Below are 17,965 nucleotides of genomic sequence, written 5' to 3' on the forward strand. Positions count from 1 at the left end.
CAGCTGACCAGATTTCCGGTCAGAAATGAACCGACCGTGCCAGACCCGGCTTTTCCAGCGGCGGTGCGAAACGGGTCAGGTCGATGCCTTCGACCGCTTCCTTATATTCCTCGGCAGAAGGGGTGCGCCCGAGGATCGCGGAAAGCACCACGACCGGGGTCGAGGCGAGCAGGCTCTCGCCCTTTTTCTCGGCGCTGTCTTCGACCACACGGCCCTGGAAGAGGCGGGTCGAGGTCGCCAGCACAGTATCGCCCTTCTCGGCCTTTTCCTGGTTCCCCATGCAAAGGTTGCAGCCCGGGCGTTCGAGATAGAGGATATTCTCATACTCGGTGCGGTTTTTCGTCTTCGGCAACAGATCGTCGAATTCAAAACCGGAATAGCGCTGGAGGATCTCCCAATCGCCCTCGGCCTTCAGTTCGTCGATGATGTTATAGGTGGGGGCCGCGACGACCAGAGGCGCTTTGAACTCCACCTTACCCTTTGCTTTCTCGACATTTTTCAGCATCTGGGCGACGATCTTCATATCGCCCTTATGCACCATGCACGAGCCGACAAAGCCCAGATCCACCTTCTTCGTGCCGCCATAGTAAGAAACGGGCCGGATGGTGTCATGGGTATAGCGGCGCGAGACATCGGCATTGTTGACATCGGGATCGGCGATCATCGGCTCGTCGATGATGTCGAGATCGACCAGCACTTCGGCGAAGTATTTCGCGTTTTCGTCCGGCGTCAGCGCGGGCTTCTCGCCCGAACGGATCTCGAAGATCCGCGCATCGGCCCTGGCGATCAGACCAGCCAGCACCTGCGCCGCATTGTCCATGCCTTTGTCGATCATGATCTGGATGCGCGATTTCGCGATCTCCAGGCTTTCGATCAGGGTCTCGTCTTCCGAGATACAGATCGAGGCCTTGGCCTTCATCTCGGCCGTCCAGTCGGTGAAGGTAAAGGCCTGGTCCGCCAGCAGCGTGCCGATATGAACCTCGATGATGCGGCCCTGGAAGACGTTGTCGCCATGCTGTTTCAGCATCTGGGCCTGGGTCGCATGAACCACATCGCGGAAATCCATCCAGGGCTTCATCTTGCCCCTGAAAGTGACTTTCACCGATTGCGGGATCGGCATCGTCGCCTCGCCGGTCGCCAGTGCCAGCGCCACGGTGCCGCTGTCTGCGCCAAAGGCCACGCCTTTCGACATGCGGGTATGGCTGTCGCCGCCGATGATGATTGCCCAGTCATCCACGGTGATGTCGTTCAGCACCTTATGAATAACGTCCGTCATCGCGTGATAGACGCCCTTCGGGTCGCGCGCCGTGATCACCCCGAAATTGTTCATGAATTTCATGAGTTTCGGAATGTTCTCCTGGGCCTTTTTATCCCAGACCGATGCCGTATGGCAGCCTGACTGATAGGCGCCATCGACCAGCGGCGAAATGACGGTCGCCGCCATCGCCTCCAGCTCCTGCGCGGTCATGAGACCGGTCGTGTCCTGAGAGCCGACGATATTCACCTTCACCCGCACATCCGACCCGGCATGCAGGATCTTGCCCGGGCTGACGCCGACCGCATTGCGATTGAAGATCTTTTCAACCGCGGTCAGGCCCTGGCCCTCAACGGTGATCTCTTTGTTCGGAGCAAAGACCGGCACCGCCTCGACGCCGAGGGTCTGGGCGGCGAATGTCTGCAGTTTCTTGCCGAAGACGATGGCGTAGGACGACCCCGCCTTCATGAATTCCATCTTTTGCGGGGTGAAAGACCCTGCCACATCGACCAGTTCATCGCCCGAAGCCGATTTCAGTTTACGGTTCTTCACATCGATGGTCAGAACCGTGCCGGTCTCGACCGAATATTTCTGTTCGAGGATCGGGTTGCCGTCATTGTTCAGGATCGGCTTGCCATCCTCATCGGTCTTTTTGACCCAGTTCTTGAGGTTGATCCCGATGCCGCCGGTCACATCGACTGTGGTCGCGAAAATCGGCGAGATGCCATTGGTGCCGGCCACCACGGGCGCGAAATTGACGAAGGGCACATAGGGGCTCGACTGTTTGCCGGTCCAGAGCGCCACATTGTTCACGCCCGACATCCGGGAAGACCCCACGCCCATGGTGCCTTTTTCCGCGATCATCATCACGCGGGCATCGGGATGCGCCTTTTGCAGCGCGACGATCTCGGCCTGGGCGGCCGGCGCGATCATGCACTGACCATGCAATTCGCGGTCAGACCGCGAATGCGCCTGGTTGCCGGGGGACAAGAGGTCAGTCGAAATATCGCCTTCGGCGGCGATGAAGGTGACAACCTTGATCTCATCTTCGACCGGCGGCAGTTTGGTGAAGAATTCGGCCTGAGCATAGCTTTCCAGCACCGACTTCGCGACCGGATTGCCCGCCTTATAGGCATCGCGCAGGCGGAACATATCGGCGTCATAAAGGAAGACCTGGGTCTTCAACACCTCGCCTGCTTTCGCGGCAATGGCGGCGTCCGTCCCAAGCGCCACATCCAGCAGCACCTCGACCGAGGGTCCGCCCTTCATATGCGACAACAGCTCCAGTGCAAAATCAGGGGTGATTTCGGGAACGGCCGTCGCACCGGTCACGATCTTCTTCAGGAAAGCCGCCTTGACGCCTGCCGCACTCGTGGTGCCGGGAAGCGTATTATAGATGAAAAATTTCAGGGAATCGTCCCGATACGGATTGCCCGGCACTTCGATCTGGGTGATCAGCTCGGCCACCAGCGCGCCATCATCGATGGGCTTGGGGTGCAGCCCCTGGGTCTTACGGGTTTCGATCTCGGTTAGGTAGTCTGTGTACAAGCTCATGACGATCCCTGCGATTCCATGGTGCGACAAGCTGGAACACCGGTCTCTCAGAAGTTCTCGCAGAAACTCTGGCAGGCGGCGGCGAGCTCATTGTATGCAATTGTATGCCGAACATGGTCCGGTTTCAAGCGCTGTTATTCTGCCAGTGCGAAAGACCTTTCCGCAAGAGCAGTATGGGGGCTTTGAGGCCGATGCTGCGGATTGCTGGCACTGGCGGTGGCGTTGTGCCAAAGCTATGGGCCAGACCTGAGCCAACGCCGTGGCTCTCACCCGCCCCCGACCTGATCCCGGACCCCGCAAGATGCCCTTCGCGAATGACCAGAGCCCAAAGGCTGACGGCTGGCAACTCCGGCTCTGGCTCTGGCTCAGGCCGCTTTTGCAGCCGCTGATGCGCCGGATCCTGCGCAGGCGGCTCGCACAGGGGCGCGAGGATCCGCAGCGAATGGGCGAGAAACTGGGCGAAGCCACCCTGCCCCGCCCGCCGGGCCGCCTCGTGTGGCTGCATGCGGTCGGGCTTGGCGAGGTGATGGCGCTGCGCCCGCTGATCGCGCAGATGCGGGACCTCGCGCCGGATCTGCGGTTTCTGATCACCTCGACCGCGCGGTCTTCCGCGGGGGTGATCGGGCAGAACCTTCCCGAAGGCGCGGAGCATCAGTTCCTGCCGCTGGATGGGCCGGATTTCGGCGCGCGGTTTCTGGATCACTGGCAGCCGTCGCTGTCGGTGTGGTCGGAACAGGATCTCTGGCCAGGCCTGATCTGCGACACCGCCCGGCGTGGCATTCCGCTGGCCTGGGTCAATGCGCGGATGAATGACGGCAGCCTGAAAAAACGCCGCCGCCTGCGCGGGCTCTACCGCGATGTCATGGCGCGTTTCGCCCTGATCGAGGCACAGGATGCCCGCAGCGCTGCGAACCTGCGCAAGCTGGGCGCGGCTTTCGTGCGCGAAGGCCATTCGCTGAAACCCGCCGCCGAACCGCTGAGCGTCGACAGCGGCGCGCTGACCGCGCTGCAGGCCACGCTGGCGGGGCGCCGCATCATCATCGCCGCCTCGACCCATCCCGCCGATGAGGCGGTGCTGATCCCTGCCTTCCGCGACATCGCTGCGCAGGATCCTGCGGCGCTGCTGATCCTCGCCCCGCGCCTGCCCGCGCGCGCAGGCGAGATCGCGGCCGCACTTGACACGGCAGGCCTCAGCCATGCGCGCCGCAGCCTGGGCGAGACGCCCACGCCTGCCACCCGGGTCTGGCTTGCCGACACATTCGGCGAGCTGGGGCTTTGGTACCGCCTCGCCACCCAAGCCTTTATCGGCGGGGCGATGGGCGAGACCGGCGGTCATAATCCGTGGGAGGCGGTCTGCCTTGGTCTGCCCGTGATCCATGGGCCGAATGTGGCGAATTTCGCCCATGACTATGCCGGGCTTCACGCCGCCGGCCTTGCCACCGAAGTGCCGCCTGATCCGCTTGCCCTGAGCGCCGCCCTTGCCGCGCCCCTGACGGACGCCACCGCAAAGGCCGAAACCCTTGTCGGCGAGGCCCGCGCCGCGCTGCAACCACTCGCCGCCGATCTGGTCGCGCTGATCGGAGACCGCGCATGATCCTGCATCTCTTCCTGATCCTCTGGCGGCTTTTGTGGATTCCGCTTTTGCCGCTTTTGCTGGTCTATCTCTGGCGGCGCGGCCGCCGCGATCCCGATTACACCCGCCACCTGGCCGAGCGCTTCGGCATCTATTCCCGCCCGCTGCCGCAGGGCGCGATCTGGTTTCATGCTGTCAGCCTTGGCGAGACGCGCTCGGCCACCGCGCTGATCCGCCTGTGCCTTGCGCGCGGAGACCAGGTCGTTCTTACCCATTTCACCCCTGCCGGAAGGCGCGAATCCGCCCGGCTTTTCGCGTCCGAGATCGCCTCGGGTCAGCTGGCGGCGGTCTGGGTGCCGCTGGATATGTTCTGGTGCTGGCGGCGGTTCTTCCGGGCCTGCCGCCCCCGGATCGGGCTGACGCTGGAGATCGAGATCTGGCCCGCGATGATCTTCGCAGCGCGGCGCGCGGGCGTGCCTTTGTTCATGTGCAATGCGCAATATCCCTCGCCCTCGCTGGCGCGTGACAGCAAGGGGCTGAGGCTGAGGCAAAGGGTGATCCGGGGATTTGCCGGGGCTTTCGTGAAATCCGAGCTGCAAAAAGCGCGGTTTGAAAGCATCGGTCTGGACACTATCACCGTCACCGGCGAGCTGCGGTTCGATCAGCCGCTGCCGCCGGGCCTTGACGAGGCGGCAAGCGCGATCCGCCACTGGCTGGCGCCTGAGGGCCAGATCATCACCATCGCCAGCGGCGTCGAGGTCGAAGAGCCGATCTATGCGACCGTGATCCGCGAGATGCGAGATGCGGCCCAGGCCCGGGGTCTGCCCCCCCGCTGTTTCTCTATGTCCCCCGCGCGCCAGAACGGTTCGATGCGGTTTATGACGACCTGACCGCCCAGGGCCTGAACGTGCTGCGGCGCAGCAGCGCACTGCCCCCCGGGGCCGCCGGATTTGCCCATCGCCCGAATGGCAGTCACGATCTGGGCGAGGTGGATGTCTTCCTTGGCGACAGTCTGGGCGAGATGTTCTTCTGCCTCGCCCCGGCAGACCGGGTCGTGGTCGGCGGCGGCTTCAACCCGCGCGGCGCACATAATATTTCCGAGGCGCTGATGCTGATGAAGCCGGTGGTCACCGGCCCCTGGACCTGGACCATCGAATTCCCGTTCGAAGAGGCCGCCCTTGCCGGGGTCGCGGTCAGCCTCGGCAACCAGACCGACGCGCCCCCCGCACTCGCGGCCAGGCTGACCGCCGCGCTGTCGCAGCCCGACCAGACCGATCCGGCGCAGATCCGGGCCTTCCTCGACCAGCAGCAGGGCGCCAGCGCGCGAACGCTTGCGGCGATTGACCGGGTGCTTGCCGCCGGCACAGCGCGTCAGGTCGGATAGATCCTCTTTTCGCCCGCTGCGGGGGTAAATTTCACCTGTTTGCCCCCTGCGAAGCGCCTGGGATATTTTCTTGCGCGGCGGGGACATGGCCGCAAGAATGGCGCGTCGCGCGGCGTTGAGGCCCGCATCACCCGACACCCAAGCCAGATGGCCAGGAAAGAGGATCCGACCATGCTTCCGCCCCCCCAGCCCCCCACCCTGAGAGGGCTGCTTGCCGCCCTGACGATTGCCACAGTCGCCGCTCCTGGCTTTGCCCTTGCGCAGGGCACTGTATCCGAGGCCCAGATCCTCGCCGGTCCCTGTGCCAGCTGCCACGGCCCCGCCGGCCAGTCGCCGGGCGCCATCCCCTCGATCGCCGGTCTCACGGAAGCCGATCTGACGGCGAAACTGACCGCGTTTCGCGACAACCCGCCCGCAGGCACCACCGTCATGACCCGCCATATGAAAGGCTATGATGACGGTCAGATCGCCGCCCTGGCGAAGTATTTCGCGGAGGTGGAAGGATGAATACGACCCGCAGAACCCTCATCGCAGGCCTTGGGGCAGGCCTTGGCGCAGGCGCCGCCACTTTCGCGCTTCCTGGCCTGATCCGGGCGCAGAACGCCTCGGCCCATGTCGTCGTCGTGGGCGGCGGCTTTGGCGGCGCCACAGCGGCCCGCTACCTGCGCCGCTACAGCCCCGATCTGAAAATCACCCTGGTCGAGCCCTCGCAAACATTTGTCACCTGCCCGTTCTCGAACCTCTATCTCGGCGGGCTGCGGACCTGGGACAGCATCACCCATGGCTACACCGCCCTTACCGCCGAGGGGATCGATGTCATCCACGCCAGTGCCGAACAGATCGACGGCGCGGCGAAGAAAGTGACGCTCTCGGATGGCACGGTGCTGGATTATGACCGGCTTGTCCTGTCGCCGGGCATCGACATCAAATGGGGCGCGCTGGAGGGCTATGACGAAGCCGCGTCAGACCGCGCGCCGCATGCCTGGAAGGCCGGGCCACAGACGCAGCTGCTGAAATCGCAGCTCGAGGCGATGGAGGATGGCGGCACATTCGTGATGTCGATCACCGATGGCGCCTTCCGCTGCCCGCCGGGGCCCTATGAGCGTGCCTCGCTGGTGGCGCATTACCTGAAAACCAACAAGCCGAAATCGAAGATCCTGCTTCTCGACAGCAAAGAGACCTTCTCGAAACAGGGATTGTTCAAACAGGGATGGGAGGCGCTTTACGGCGATATGATCGAATGGATCAGCGCCGATAATGACGGCAAGGTTGCAAAGGTCGATGCCGGCGCCCTGACGGTCGAGACCGCATTTGGTGTGACGCATAAGGCCGATGTACTGAATGTGGTGCCGCCGCAGAAAGCGGGCTGGATCGCAGACCGCGCCGGGGTCACCAATGACACCGGCTGGGTGCCGGTGAAGGGCAACACGTTCGAATCCGCGCAGGTGCCGGGGATCTATGTGGTGGGCGACGCGACCATTGCCGCCCCGATGCCGAAATCGGGTTTCTGTGCCAATGCGCAGGGCAAGGTGGCGGCCGCCGCGATCATCGCCGATCTGGCAGGCGCCGAGCCGGCGCCGGCGAGTTTCGTCAACACCTGTTACAGCCTTGTGGGCCCGGAATGGGGGATCTCGGTCGCCGGGGTCTATTATTTCGACGGCGAGAAGATCGCCGAGCGCGAAGGCTCCGGCGGGGTCAGCCCGCTTGAGGCCGATGCCAGCTTCCGCCAGGCCGAAGCGGTTTATGGCGCGGGCTGGTATGCCTCGATCAGCGCCGATACCTGGGGTACGGTATGAGGGCATAAACAGGTTAAGGACGGCTCAATGGACGCGGTAACTCTCGGTCTTGGTCTTGGCTTTGTGTTCGGGGCCGCGGCCAGGGCGGGGAAGTTCTGCCTCCTGCGGGGAATGAAAGGGCTGATGGGCGGGGGGGATCTCTCGCCCCTTCGCGCATTCGCGCTGGCGCTCGCGGTGGCGATTGCCGGTACCCAGGCGCTGAATTTCCTCGGGCTGACCGATCTGTCGCGCGCGCTGCCGTTGCGGGGGTCGTTTGCCGCAGGCGGGCTCTTCATCGGCGGCGCGGTTTTCGGGCTGGGCATGGTGCTGGCCAATGCCTGTGGTGCGCGCTCGCTGGTCTTGCTGGCAGGGGGCAATCTGCGGTCACTTCTGGTGCTGTTATGCCTTGGGCTGGCGGCCCAGGCCAGCCTGACCGGTGTATTGGCCCCCTGGCGCCAGGCGCTGCAACTGGGTCAGATCAGCCCTGAAGCGCTGAGCCTGACCGGATTCCTGCGCGGGTTTGGCCTTTCGCCGATGATCGCGCTTGTGCTGGCGGCGGGCCTGCCGGTGCTGATCCTGATCTGGTTCGCGCGCCCGGTTTTGAAACGGCCGGTCGAGGCGTTTTCCGCCCTTGTGATCGGGCTTTGCGTGGTCGCGGGCTGGTGGATCAGTTTCACCACCGATGACCCGTTCGACCCGAAAATCCTGTCTTCCATCAGCTTTGTCGCGCCCGTCGGCGAAGGGTTTTTATGGCTGATGTTGTCCTCGGGCCGCGCGGTCGCCTTCGGCCTCGCCGTGGTCGGAGGCACTCTTGCGGGCGCCTTCCTCATCGCGCTCGTCACCCGCAGCTTCGCGCTGGAAAGTTTCACCTCGGGAAGCCATTCCCTGATTGCCGCCCTTGGAGGAATTTTGATGGGCTTTGGCGGCGTTCTTGCAATGGGTTGTTCTATCGGGCAAGCTTTGAGCGGTGTCTCGACACTTTCGCTGGCCAGTCTGGTCGCAAGCGCCGGTATTCTCGCGGGGATTGTGGCTGGTCTGGCTGTGATGCGCCAGACAACTCTCGGGAGGAGTTCCAGCCAATGATGAAAGCCCCGCATTTCACCCGCCGCAAGCTGCTGACCGCCGCGCCGTCGCTGGCGCTTCTGACCGGGATCGGCGGGGCCGCCCTGGCCGCGCCCGAAGGTCTGACATCCGAGACGCTCCTGATGTCGCGCTCGGGCAAGGGCCCGAGGATCGTCATTTGTGGCGGCGGCTGGGGCGGGCTTTCCGCCGCGCGCCATCTGCGCGAAGAGCTCCCCGGGGCCGAGATCATCGTGCTGGAGAGGAACCCGATCTTCTGGTCCTGCCCGATGTCGAACAAATGGCTGATCGACGTGGTCGACACTGCTTTTCTGACCCAGGACCTGCTGCGCCCGGCGCAGAAATGGGGCTATTCCCTCGTGCACTGCGAGGTGACGAATATCGATCGGGCGGCAAAGACCGTCCATACTTCAAAGGGCAAGGTCGATTACGATTTCCTGATCCTCGCCGGGGGCATCCGCAACGCCTATGAGGCCTGGTTCGGCGAGGACCGCCAGGCCGCCGAATATACCCGCCAGAATTTCGGATCGGCCTATATCCCGAATGCCGAGCATCTCGCGCTGAAAAACAAGATCCACAATTTAAAGGGCGGCACCATCGTGATGACGCTGCCGCCGCCACCGCATCGCTGCCCGCCCTCGCCCTATGAGCGCGCCTGCGTGATGGCCTGGCATTTCAAGGTAAACAACATCCCGGCAAAGATCCTCATTCTCGATCCGAAACCGCAGATCGCCCCGATCGGCGCCGGCTATGAGGCAGCGTTTGAGGAGCTTTACCCCGATATCATCACCCATGTGCCAAATGCGAAGGTGAAAGAGGTCGATCCCTATAACAAGCGGATCATGACCGAGGCCGGGGATTTCGACTTTGACGATGCGGTCTTCATGCCGCCGCATCAGGCATCAGACATGGTCTGGTATGCCGACCTGATCGGCAAGGGCGAAGACGGCAGGCCGACCGGCTGGGCCGATATGGATCCACGTTTCTTCACCGCGCGGGGCGATGACAGCGTCTATATCATCGGGGATTCCATGGGCGCGATTTCCCCGCATTTCGGCCATTACCCGAAATCGGGCCATGTCGCGAACTATATCGGGCGGATCGTGGCCGGGAATATCGGCCAGCGGGTCAGGGGCGAGGATGTGGTGGCGGAACTGCCCGATAATCTGTGCTATATGCTGGTGAATGGCGACCCGCAGGAGGCGATCTCGGTCGAGTTCACCTATGCGGTCGGCCAGGACGGTCTGGTACATCAGACGCAGATCGACATCGATGTGCGGACACCAGATCTCATGGCCGAGGATTTTGTCTGGATTGATGGGATGTTCAATGACTTCCTGCGCTGAAATGAACCGCCGTCAGGTGATGATCATGGGGACAGCAATGGGGGCGGCGCTTGGCGTCTCTCCGTTTCTGGGAACCGCAGCGGCAGCACAAAGCTCGACCGCAGCCGCACGCGCCGATACCGCAGAATCCGACCGCATTGCGGCGGAATTCATCGGCACGGCAGAAGCGGTGAGCGAGGGCCTCGCGCTTGACCTGCCGGCTCTTGGCGACAACCCTTCGGCGGTGCCGGTCCGGGTGCATGTGACGGAAACAATCACCGATGACATCTGGTGTGAGGAACTGATCGTGCTGGCCGAGCGGAACCCGATGCCGCTGGCCTGCCGGTTCCGCTTTTCTCAGGCCAGTGGTGCGGCAGATGTGGCGGTCAGGCTGCGGCTGATCGAGACGATGCATGTGCGCGCGCTGGCGCGGATGAATGATAGCCGGGTGTTCGACACCCGCGGCCAGATCACCGTCGCCGCCGGCGGCTGCGGCCTTTAAGGAGGATGTAAGGATGGCAAATCCCCCCGGATCTGGCTGAGCAATGAGACGCCCGCAAAAGACGAGATCGTCCGGGTGCGCGCCCAGGTCGTGCATATCATGGAAAGCGGTCTGCGCCTTGATGCGGCAGGCGCCCCGATCCCTCGCGACACACTGACGCGGTTCGAGGCCAGGCTGGGGGAGACCCTGGTGCTGGACTGGCTGCCGGAAACGGCAATCTCGCAAAATCCCTATATCGAGTTCACCTTCAAAGCGCGCGAAAGCGCTGTGCTGAAAATGACCTGGACCGATCAGCATGGCGTCCTGGCAGAGGCCGGGCGACAGATCACCCTATCCTGACGCCGCGCCCGGCACGAGGCCGGTTTCTGCACAGAAACCGGCCCGGAATTTTTCTTAAAATTCCGGTCGCGCGGCTGCGGCGCTTACGCTTTTTCGACAAGCCGGCCGAGGACGCGGCCGCCGAGGATATGCAGGTGGTAATGCGGCACTTCCTGCATCCCTGAACTGCCGGCATTGGTGATGGCGCGGTAGCCTTCCGGCCCGGAAAGTCCCAGATCGGCAATCACTTTCGCCACCGTGCGGTGGAAGTCGATGATCTCGTCCTCTGGCGCCTCAGCGGCGAAATGGTCGAAATTGACATAGGCGCCTTTAGGGATCGCCAGAACATGCACCGGCGCATGCGGCGCGATGTCGTGAAACACCAGCGTATGCGCGCTTTCCGCCACGGTCTTGTTCGGGATCTCACCGCGCAGGATGCGGGCGAAAATATTCTGCGGATCGTAATTCCAGCTCATGGGCAGGCTCCGGTTTGGAAAAATTGCGGATCTTCAGTCCACAAAGAGATAGGATGTGCCGGCGATTTCTTCCGCCTCGCTCAGCGGGATGCCGAAGAAATCCTGCAAAACCCGGGCATTCTCTGCCGCCGTGCCGCGCTGGCGGATGCGGTGGAATTCGGGGAAGTCATTCTCGCGGATACGGTCGCTTTCGAATTTCACATCATAGCGGATGGTCGGCAGCAGGCGCTCCAGCGTCTCGCGCGGAGAGCCGGGACCGGCCAGCCCCACCCGTTTCGCATGCCCGATCAGATAGTCATCGGTAAAATCGCAGTCGATCTCAAGAAGTTTCACCCGCGCCTTGTCATTGTAGAAATCCTGCATCAGTTCGACCGAGGCCGGGTCGATACAGAAGACCAGCCGGTCGGTCTGCCAATAATCGTACAGCATCCGCACGAGCGCACGCCGGTGCCGCGTGCGTTTCTCCAGCGTCGACTGGATGCCCCCCAGATCAGGCAAGGGCGTGCTGTCTTCGTTGAAAAGGTAATCCACGGCCCGGAGGCTGCTGACATTCCGCGCGCGTTCGACCAGCCGTTTTGCCACATGCCATTTCTTGCAGGTGACCATCATCAGCGTGCGTTCGCGCCCGAGGCTGGCCTCGGTTTCCCAAAACCGCTGGGCGTAACGCCGCCCCACCCTGCCGCGCGCGCTCAGAAAGCGGAACAGACTACGCCCCTCATCCGAGATCTGAAAGGTTTTGCCCTTTTGCGCATAAAGATCGCCTAGCCGCGCCCTCAGATCGGTGGCTTCCGGGCTGACCTTGCGTGCGAAAAGATAATCCTGGCTTAAGAGCAGGTCATAATGGTCGTTATAGAAGACCACCGGCATCCCGTAATCGGTGAACAGAAGGAAGGTCAGGGTCCGGGTGCGGATCTCGTTTTCCGGCACGATATGATGCACTAGGGTCTGGAAGAAGGTCTCATCCGGGATCCAGGTCGTGCGGAAAAACCGCATCACATCCCGGCGCCTGCGAATGAAGTCCAGCAAGGCCTCGACGGTGCGGCGGCGCAGGCACCACCACTGGCTGCCTATCTGCATCACCAGATCAGCGGGGATCTTACGTTCCAGCCCAAGCCGCTTTTGCCACGCCAGGGACCGGTAGAACCAGGTCTTGCTGCTGCGTTCATTGAACCAGTGGCGATAGATCAGCCGCTCTTCCCTGATGCCGGTCTTGATCCAGTCCGAGCGGAAGAAGTCGAAGCTCTCGATATAATCCACATCCTCGCGGCCGAGGACGTCATGGGCATATTCCGCCGTCTTGACCGGCATGCAATCGCCCGAAAGCATGTAGAAATGCGTGGCTCTGGGGAAGGCCGCAACCGCCGCGCGCAGGGCAAGCAGCGTGGCCTCTACGAGGCTCCATTCGCCCCAGCCACATCGGATGCGCCGTTTCGCGAAAACCACCAGCGGATTGCCGGCAAGCGCCATGCGCAGCTGATCGAAATCGGCCTGCGACGAGCTCGCGTCGAAATGGATGGCGATGCAATCCCCGGCCGCGGTCAGCCGCTCTGCCTGGGCGATGATCCCGGCAGGATCCTTGTGACATAACAGGATATAGGCAATCGTCGCCATGGGTCTCGTCTTACTGTGCCGCCGGCTTTGCGGGCCGGCGCTACGCTCTTACCAGACTATCTGATAAAGGGCTTCATACTTCCTTGAAAAGGTCGGATTTCTTTGCTTTTTCCAGGCGACGCTCTTGTGGTACACCCCGGCGCCTGGCACGCATGCCTGCAGGGGTGCATGTGTGTTTGGCCCGGAACAGGGCATCGCGCCGCAGTTCGGAAAAAGGATGATGTGAATGGGCTTTCCCGGCACCTGGATGACCGAAAGTGAAAGCGTGGTTTACCGCGTGGTGCCGAAATGCGCCTGTTCGACCATTGGTCAGATCATGTTCTACTCCGATCATGGCCGCTTCTTTGACGGCGATATCCATGATGCCACCGCCGATATGCACAAATGGGCGATGGAGGCGAGCCAGCCGAAGATCGAGGCCAATGTGAAGGCGCATAAGAGCTATGCCTTCACCTGTGTCAGGAACCCCTATACCCGGATCCTGTCTTCGTTTTTCGACAAGATCTGCGGCATTCAAAGGAATGGCCGCCGCTACCGGGGCAATCTGGTGCCGCTTCTGATCCAGAAATACGGGGTCGAGGTCGGCGGCGAGGACGGCAAGCAGGAGTTCGACCAGATCAGGAGCTTCCGCCGCTTTCTGCTGTTCGCGCGCGACACCATCCGCTGGAAAAAACCGATGGAGCCGGATATTCACTGGTCGGCCATGGCTGGCCATGTCTCGACCTTTATCGTGAATGGCGGCCGCTATGACCGCATCTTCTTTACCGAGAAATTCAACGAAGGCATGCAGTCGGTGCTCGACAGGATCGAGGTCGCGCATCCAGTTGATCTGAAAGCCATCCCGCGGTTCAACGAATCAGAGGGTCACGGGCCCAAACGCCTGCACCCCGTCGAGGATTACTTCGACGATCTCTCGATGCATCTGATGTGGGAGATCTACAAACGCGACTTCCAGCTCTTCCGCTACGATTTCGACAATCCCGGCAACAAGATGCCAAAGGGCGAGGTCGATCTCGACGAGGTTCACGCCAGGCTGGGCAATTGAGGCGCGGCACTTACGTGAGGGCCGTGCCGTGACCACATTACGGCATGTGAGGCGAGGCCGGGATCTGACATCTGTGTCCTGACCCACCCGGGCCGTTGCCCTGGAAGCGGCCGTTCCGGATTCTGCGCCAAAGGGTCAGACCGGATCGGGCAGCCTGGCTGCGGACCGGTACCAGTCGATGATCCGGCGGCGCTCGGACTCTTCCATGAAGCTCAGATTGCCCGGCGGCATCGCATGGGTGACGCCCGCCTGGAGGTAGATCCGCCGCGCCTCATGCGCGATTTGCGCCTCGCTTTCCAGCACCACCGCTTTCGGGGGCCAGAGCATCCCCTCCCAGGCGGGTTCCGCCGCGTGACACATCGAGCAGCGCCCCTGCACGATCGACACGACATCCCCGAAGCCGGGCGCGCTCGCATAGCGCAGCGCCTCGCCTTTCAGCGCGGCTTCTTCGGGTTGCAGCCGCAAGGGCGCAGTCGAGAGCCAGGCGATGATCAGGAACAACACCACCGTCACGCCCCAGGTCCAGTGCGGATTGCCGCGCCCGGCATGGCGGGTGTTGAACCAGTGGCGAATGGTGACGCCCATCAGGAAAACAAGGCTCGCGATGATCCAGTTATATTCGGTCGCGAAGGCCAGCGGGTAGTGGTTTGACAGCATCAGGAACAAAACCGGCAGCGTCAGGTAGTTGTTATGCGTGCTGCGCTGCTTGGCGATGCGGCCATATTTCGGATCTGGCGTGCGGCCCGCTTTCAGATCCGCCACCACGATCTTCTGATTAGGGATGATCACCAGGAAGACATTGGCGGACATGATCGTCGCGGTAAAGGCGCCCAGATGCAAAAGCGCCGCCCGACCAGAAAAGACCGATGCATAAAAATACGACATCGCCACCAGAACGCCGAACAATGCCAGCATGACAAGGCTTTGATTGGATTTCACAAAGACCCGGCAGATCGTGTCATAGGCCAGCCATCCGAAGGCGAGCGATCCGACCGAGATCGCCACTGCCTGCCAGACCTGCAGCTCCATCACCCGGGGGTCGATCAGGAAAAGCTCGGCGCCCATGTAATAGACCAGCACCAGCATCAGGAAACCCGACAGCCATGTGGCGTAGCTTTCCCATTTGAACCAGATCAGGTGTTCGGGCAGGCGCGCGGGGGCGACAAGGTATTTCTGGATATGGTAAAAGCCGCCGCCATGAACCTGCCATTCCTCGCCATAGGCCCCAGGCGGAAGGTCGGGGGATTTCCTCAGCCCCAGATCCAGTGCGACGAAATAAAAGCTCGATCCGATCCAGGCGATGGCCGTGATCACATGCAGCCAGCGCGCCGCCAGCTGCATCCAGTCCCAGAGTACCGTGAAATCATACATGGGTGCCGCCTCTTCTGCCTGAATGCCAGGCTATACCGAAGCCGGCTTTCCTGTTAACCGGGATAATCTCTCGGCACTTTCAAACAGGGCCGAACAATCAAACGTTCTCCGCTTCTGCGCCAATCCGGATTTCAGGATGAGCTATGTCAACAATCTGAGGATGTTCGTCAGGGTCTATGACCTTGGCTCGATGTCAGCGGCAGCGCGGGATCAGCGCTGTTCGCCCGCCGTCGCCTCGTCCAGGATCTCCGAGCTGGAAAAGCATCTTGGCACCCGGCTGTTCAACCGCACGACGCGCTCGCTGCAACCGACCTCGAACGGGCGGCTGTTTTACGACGGCGCGCTCAGGGTGCTTGAGGCGATTGCAGAGGCCGAAGCGGCCCTGATGACCGCCACGCAAAATCCGCGTGGCACCATTGTCATCTCGGCACCGCTGGGCGTCGGGCGGCGGCTGATCGCGCCACATGTGCCCGCCTTCAAGGATCTCTGGCCGCAAATCGAGCTGCGGCTGCGGCTTTCGGACCGGCCGGTGGATATCCTGGCCGAGGGGATCGACCTCGCCTTCCATCTTGGCATGCCCGAGGATTCCTCGCTGAAAATGCGGTTGATCTCAGGGGCGCCGCGGGTGCTTTGTGCCGCGCCGGACTATATCGCGCGGCGCGGAATGCCGGCGGATGGCGCGGCGCTGCTCAGGGACGGGCATGACTGCCTGATCCTGCGCTATCCGGGCGTGCGCGAATATCGCTGGACGCTGGAAACCCCTGACGGGCCGCAGCAATTCGCCGTCAGCGGCCCGTTTGAAAGTGATGACGGCGATGTGCTGACCGGCTGGGCGCTGGATGGGCGGGGCATTGTGCTCAAACCGCTGTTTGAGGTGGCGGCCCATCTGCGCGAGGGCCGGCTGGTGCCGGTGGCGGTGGCCACGCCGCCGCTCGACACCCAGCTCGCGATCCTGATGCAGCACCGGCGGCTGAAAGACCCCAAGCTGCAGCTCTTTGCCGATTACATCGTGACGCATATCCGCGACGCGATCCGGCGCGAGACCGATGGCCCCGCAGCCGCCCTTTTGTAAACCGCGTTCCCGCAACCACATCCCCCCAAATGCAGAACGCGGCCCCGAAGGGCCGCGTTCCGGTTTGTCAGGCTGTGGCCCCGGCTTATTGCAGCTGCTGGCCGTTTGCGAAGATGCTGAAGCCTTCTTTGAACTCGATTTTCGAGGTCAGGCTGTCGGGCTCCGAGCCCGGGACCATGAACATGCCCATCATCATCCGCGCGCCCATTGCATCCTGTTCCGCGAGGACACCGATGGAGATCAGGCCGTTGATCAGCTGCTCTGCCCCGGTGAGGTTCACATTCACTTCGCCCAGCGGAGCCGGGAAGCCGATGCTGTTGTCGAAGGTCAGCGCGCCGGTTGCGTTAAGAGCGGCACCGGCCAGTTTCAGCGCGGCCTGGGTGATGTTCAGCGATTCCGGCTGCGGGACTACCGGCTCACCGCCGGTCTCATCAGCAACCGCCATCGCGATCCAGTCGACTTTCGCCTTGCCGCTGAGGTCAAGCGCCAGATCGATGGGGTCACGCTTCAGCGCGGCATTCGGGTCAAAGAGGCCCCAGCTTTCGTCATTCAGCGTCAGCTGACCAAGGATCAGCTTCAAGCCGTAATCGGCAGCCGTTTCCCCCGACATGACCGGCGAAAGCAGGTTCATCTCGACATCAGCGATGGTGATCTTTGCCGGGGCCGGCAGGTCATCAGAGGTCACGATGATCTCCATGCCTTCATTGCCTTTCGAGGCAAGGCTGAAGACATCCTTGTTGAACAGCACATCCGCCGTGGCCGGGCCGGCCTTCATATCCATGTCAAACGACATGAACATCGACTTCTCGCTGGATTTGCCCGTGGAGGCGCCGTTGGTGGTGTTCAGCTTGAGCTGGAGACCCTGTTGCAGCGCGGTGCCGAAATCAGCCGGCGACTGGATCTCGCCAAGGGTGATCGTGGTCGGAAGGGTGAATTCAGCGGCCAGCGCCAGATTGACGGATTCGCTGCTCGAGATGCTTTTGCTGTCGAATGACGGCTGGTCGGAATTGATCGCATAGATCAGCTTCGCCGTCTCAAGCGCCACCGAGAACACGCGGTTGGTGCCCGGGATATCGCTGTAGCTGCCCTTCAGCCCTTCAAAAGTGAAGTTGCCATTATCCTTGCCCGGCTCCGGGGTCTCATCTTCGCCGTAAGCAAAGCCCGGGGTGGTGAAATCATAGGCAATATCGAGCTTTTTCGCCGAATAGTCATAGATGATGCCACCATTATCGCCTTCGCGGGCGATGATGGACAGGCCGTCATGGGTCAGTTTCGCCGTGCCACCCTCTTCGGCGGTGCCGGTCTGGAAACCGATCGCGTCGCCGGGGGTGATGGTGACGGTGCCGTCGCTGTTTTCGGTCAGGGTCAGCGCCGAGACGGTCAGCGGATCCGGCGCGTCTTCCGGCGCGATGCTCAGTCCGTTGAGGGTCAGAGTGCCGCCCGAATTTGCTTCGGTCGCGACATTGATGGTCAGCCCGATCAGGCCGGCGCCGTCCTTCCAGGACTGCCAGACCTGATCAGCGGTCAGCGCCGCATGGGCGCTTCCGCTCATCAGAACGACCATTGCGGGAACGGCAAAGCCATGCCTCAGAAACGCCATGTGATCTCTCCGGAACAATGCAAT

General features: G+C 62.3%; 16 protein-coding genes. 11 read left to right on the forward strand and 5 right to left on the reverse strand.

Annotation, left to right across the window (positions count from 1 at the left end; all coding sequences use genetic code 11):
* Positions 1-19: 19 nt before the first annotated feature.
* Positions 20-2,809, reverse strand: coding sequence for a bifunctional aconitate hydratase 2/2-methylisocitrate dehydratase (locus tag QNO18_RS16660; protein WP_283178590.1), 2,790 nt, complete (start codon positions 2,807-2,809; stop codon positions 20-22).
* A 301-nt stretch (positions 2,810-3,110) separates the two neighbouring features.
* Here QNO18_RS16660 and QNO18_RS16665 point away from each other — a divergent pair, with 301 nt between their 5' ends.
* The 9 genes from QNO18_RS16665 to QNO18_RS16705 all read left to right on the forward strand — a co-directional run bounded on the left by QNO18_RS16665 (position 3,111) and on the right by QNO18_RS16705 (position 10,787).
* Entirely contained in the window at positions 3,111-4,403 is a 1,293-nt protein-coding gene (locus QNO18_RS16665) for a glycosyltransferase N-terminal domain-containing protein (RefSeq protein ID WP_283178591.1), read from the forward strand.
* Entirely contained in the window at positions 4,400-5,272 is an 873-nt protein-coding gene (locus QNO18_RS16670; RefSeq protein WP_283178592.1) for a glycosyltransferase N-terminal domain-containing protein, read from the forward strand. The genes QNO18_RS16665 and QNO18_RS16670 overlap by 4 nt, the downstream gene beginning before the upstream one ends.
* Positions 5,273-5,289: 17 nt before the next feature.
* Positions 5,290-5,766 carry a hypothetical protein gene (locus QNO18_RS16675; RefSeq protein ID WP_283178593.1) on the forward strand — a complete coding sequence of 159 codons (477 nt, stop codon included), beginning with the start codon at positions 5,290-5,292 and terminating at the stop codon, positions 5,764-5,766.
* 171 nt (positions 5,767-5,937) lie between these two features.
* Positions 5,938-6,273, forward strand: a complete 336-nt coding sequence (locus QNO18_RS16680; protein ID WP_283178594.1) for a c-type cytochrome — start codon at positions 5,938-5,940, stop codon at positions 6,271-6,273.
* Complete coding sequence (locus QNO18_RS16685; protein ID WP_283178595.1) at positions 6,270-7,562, forward strand: NAD(P)/FAD-dependent oxidoreductase; 1,293 nt, start codon at positions 6,270-6,272, stop codon at positions 7,560-7,562. Before QNO18_RS16680 ends, QNO18_RS16685 begins: the two co-directional genes overlap by 4 nt.
* A gap of 27 nt (positions 7,563-7,589) precedes the next feature.
* Positions 7,590-8,624: a YeeE/YedE family protein gene (locus QNO18_RS16690; protein ID WP_283178596.1), complete on the forward strand. Its 1,035-nt coding sequence runs from the start codon at positions 7,590-7,592 to the stop codon at positions 8,622-8,624.
* Positions 8,621-9,967 carry an FAD/NAD(P)-binding oxidoreductase gene (locus QNO18_RS16695; RefSeq protein WP_283178597.1) on the forward strand — a complete coding sequence of 449 codons (1,347 nt, stop codon included), beginning with the start codon at positions 8,621-8,623 and terminating at the stop codon, positions 9,965-9,967. The genes QNO18_RS16690 and QNO18_RS16695 overlap by 4 nt, the downstream gene beginning before the upstream one ends.
* A 25-nt stretch (positions 9,968-9,992) precedes the next feature.
* Positions 9,993-10,448 carry a thiosulfate oxidation carrier protein SoxY gene (locus QNO18_RS16700; RefSeq protein WP_283178598.1) on the forward strand — a complete coding sequence of 152 codons (456 nt, stop codon included), beginning with the start codon at positions 9,993-9,995 and terminating at the stop codon, positions 10,446-10,448.
* 36 nt (positions 10,449-10,484) lie between these two features.
* The gene (locus QNO18_RS16705) at positions 10,485-10,787 is read left to right on the forward strand and encodes a thiosulfate oxidation carrier complex protein SoxZ (RefSeq protein ID WP_283178827.1); all 303 of its coding nucleotides are present in this window, start codon (positions 10,485-10,487) and stop codon (positions 10,785-10,787) included.
* A gap of 83 nt (positions 10,788-10,870) precedes the next feature.
* On the opposite strand, the gene QNO18_RS16710 is transcribed toward QNO18_RS16705, so the two are convergent.
* Complete coding sequence (locus QNO18_RS16710) at positions 10,871-11,242, reverse strand: HIT domain-containing protein (RefSeq protein WP_283178599.1); 372 nt, start codon at positions 11,240-11,242, stop codon at positions 10,871-10,873.
* A gap of 33 nt (positions 11,243-11,275) precedes the next feature.
* On the reverse strand, positions 11,276-12,853 hold the full coding sequence (locus QNO18_RS16715; protein ID WP_283178600.1) for a DUF5928 domain-containing protein: 1,578 nt from the start codon (positions 12,851-12,853) through the stop codon (positions 11,276-11,278).
* Between the two features lie 226 nt (positions 12,854-13,079).
* Here QNO18_RS16715 and QNO18_RS16720 point away from each other — a divergent pair, with 226 nt between their 5' ends.
* Complete coding sequence (locus QNO18_RS16720) at positions 13,080-13,898, forward strand: sulfotransferase family protein (protein WP_283178601.1); 819 nt, start codon at positions 13,080-13,082, stop codon at positions 13,896-13,898.
* Between the two features lie 135 nt (positions 13,899-14,033).
* Here QNO18_RS16720 and QNO18_RS16725 read toward each other — a convergent pair whose 3' ends face one another.
* Positions 14,034-15,269, reverse strand: coding sequence for a urate hydroxylase PuuD (locus tag QNO18_RS16725; protein WP_283178602.1), 1,236 nt, complete (start codon positions 15,267-15,269; stop codon positions 14,034-14,036).
* A gap of 136 nt (positions 15,270-15,405) precedes the next feature.
* Between QNO18_RS16725 and QNO18_RS16730 the strand changes: the two genes are divergently transcribed.
* Positions 15,406-16,341, forward strand: a complete 936-nt coding sequence (locus tag QNO18_RS16730; RefSeq protein WP_283178603.1) for a LysR family transcriptional regulator — start codon at positions 15,406-15,408, stop codon at positions 16,339-16,341.
* 85 nt (positions 16,342-16,426) lie between these two features.
* On the opposite strand, the gene QNO18_RS16735 is transcribed toward QNO18_RS16730, so the two are convergent.
* Positions 16,427-17,941: a DUF2125 domain-containing protein gene (locus tag QNO18_RS16735; protein WP_283178604.1), complete on the reverse strand. Its 1,515-nt coding sequence runs from the start codon at positions 17,939-17,941 to the stop codon at positions 16,427-16,429.
* Positions 17,942-17,965: the final 24 nt, after the last annotated feature.

Origin of the sequence: Gemmobacter sp. 24YEA27, from assembly GCF_030052995.1 — a bacterium.
Taxonomy (GTDB): domain Bacteria; phylum Pseudomonadota; class Alphaproteobacteria; order Rhodobacterales; family Rhodobacteraceae; genus Pseudogemmobacter.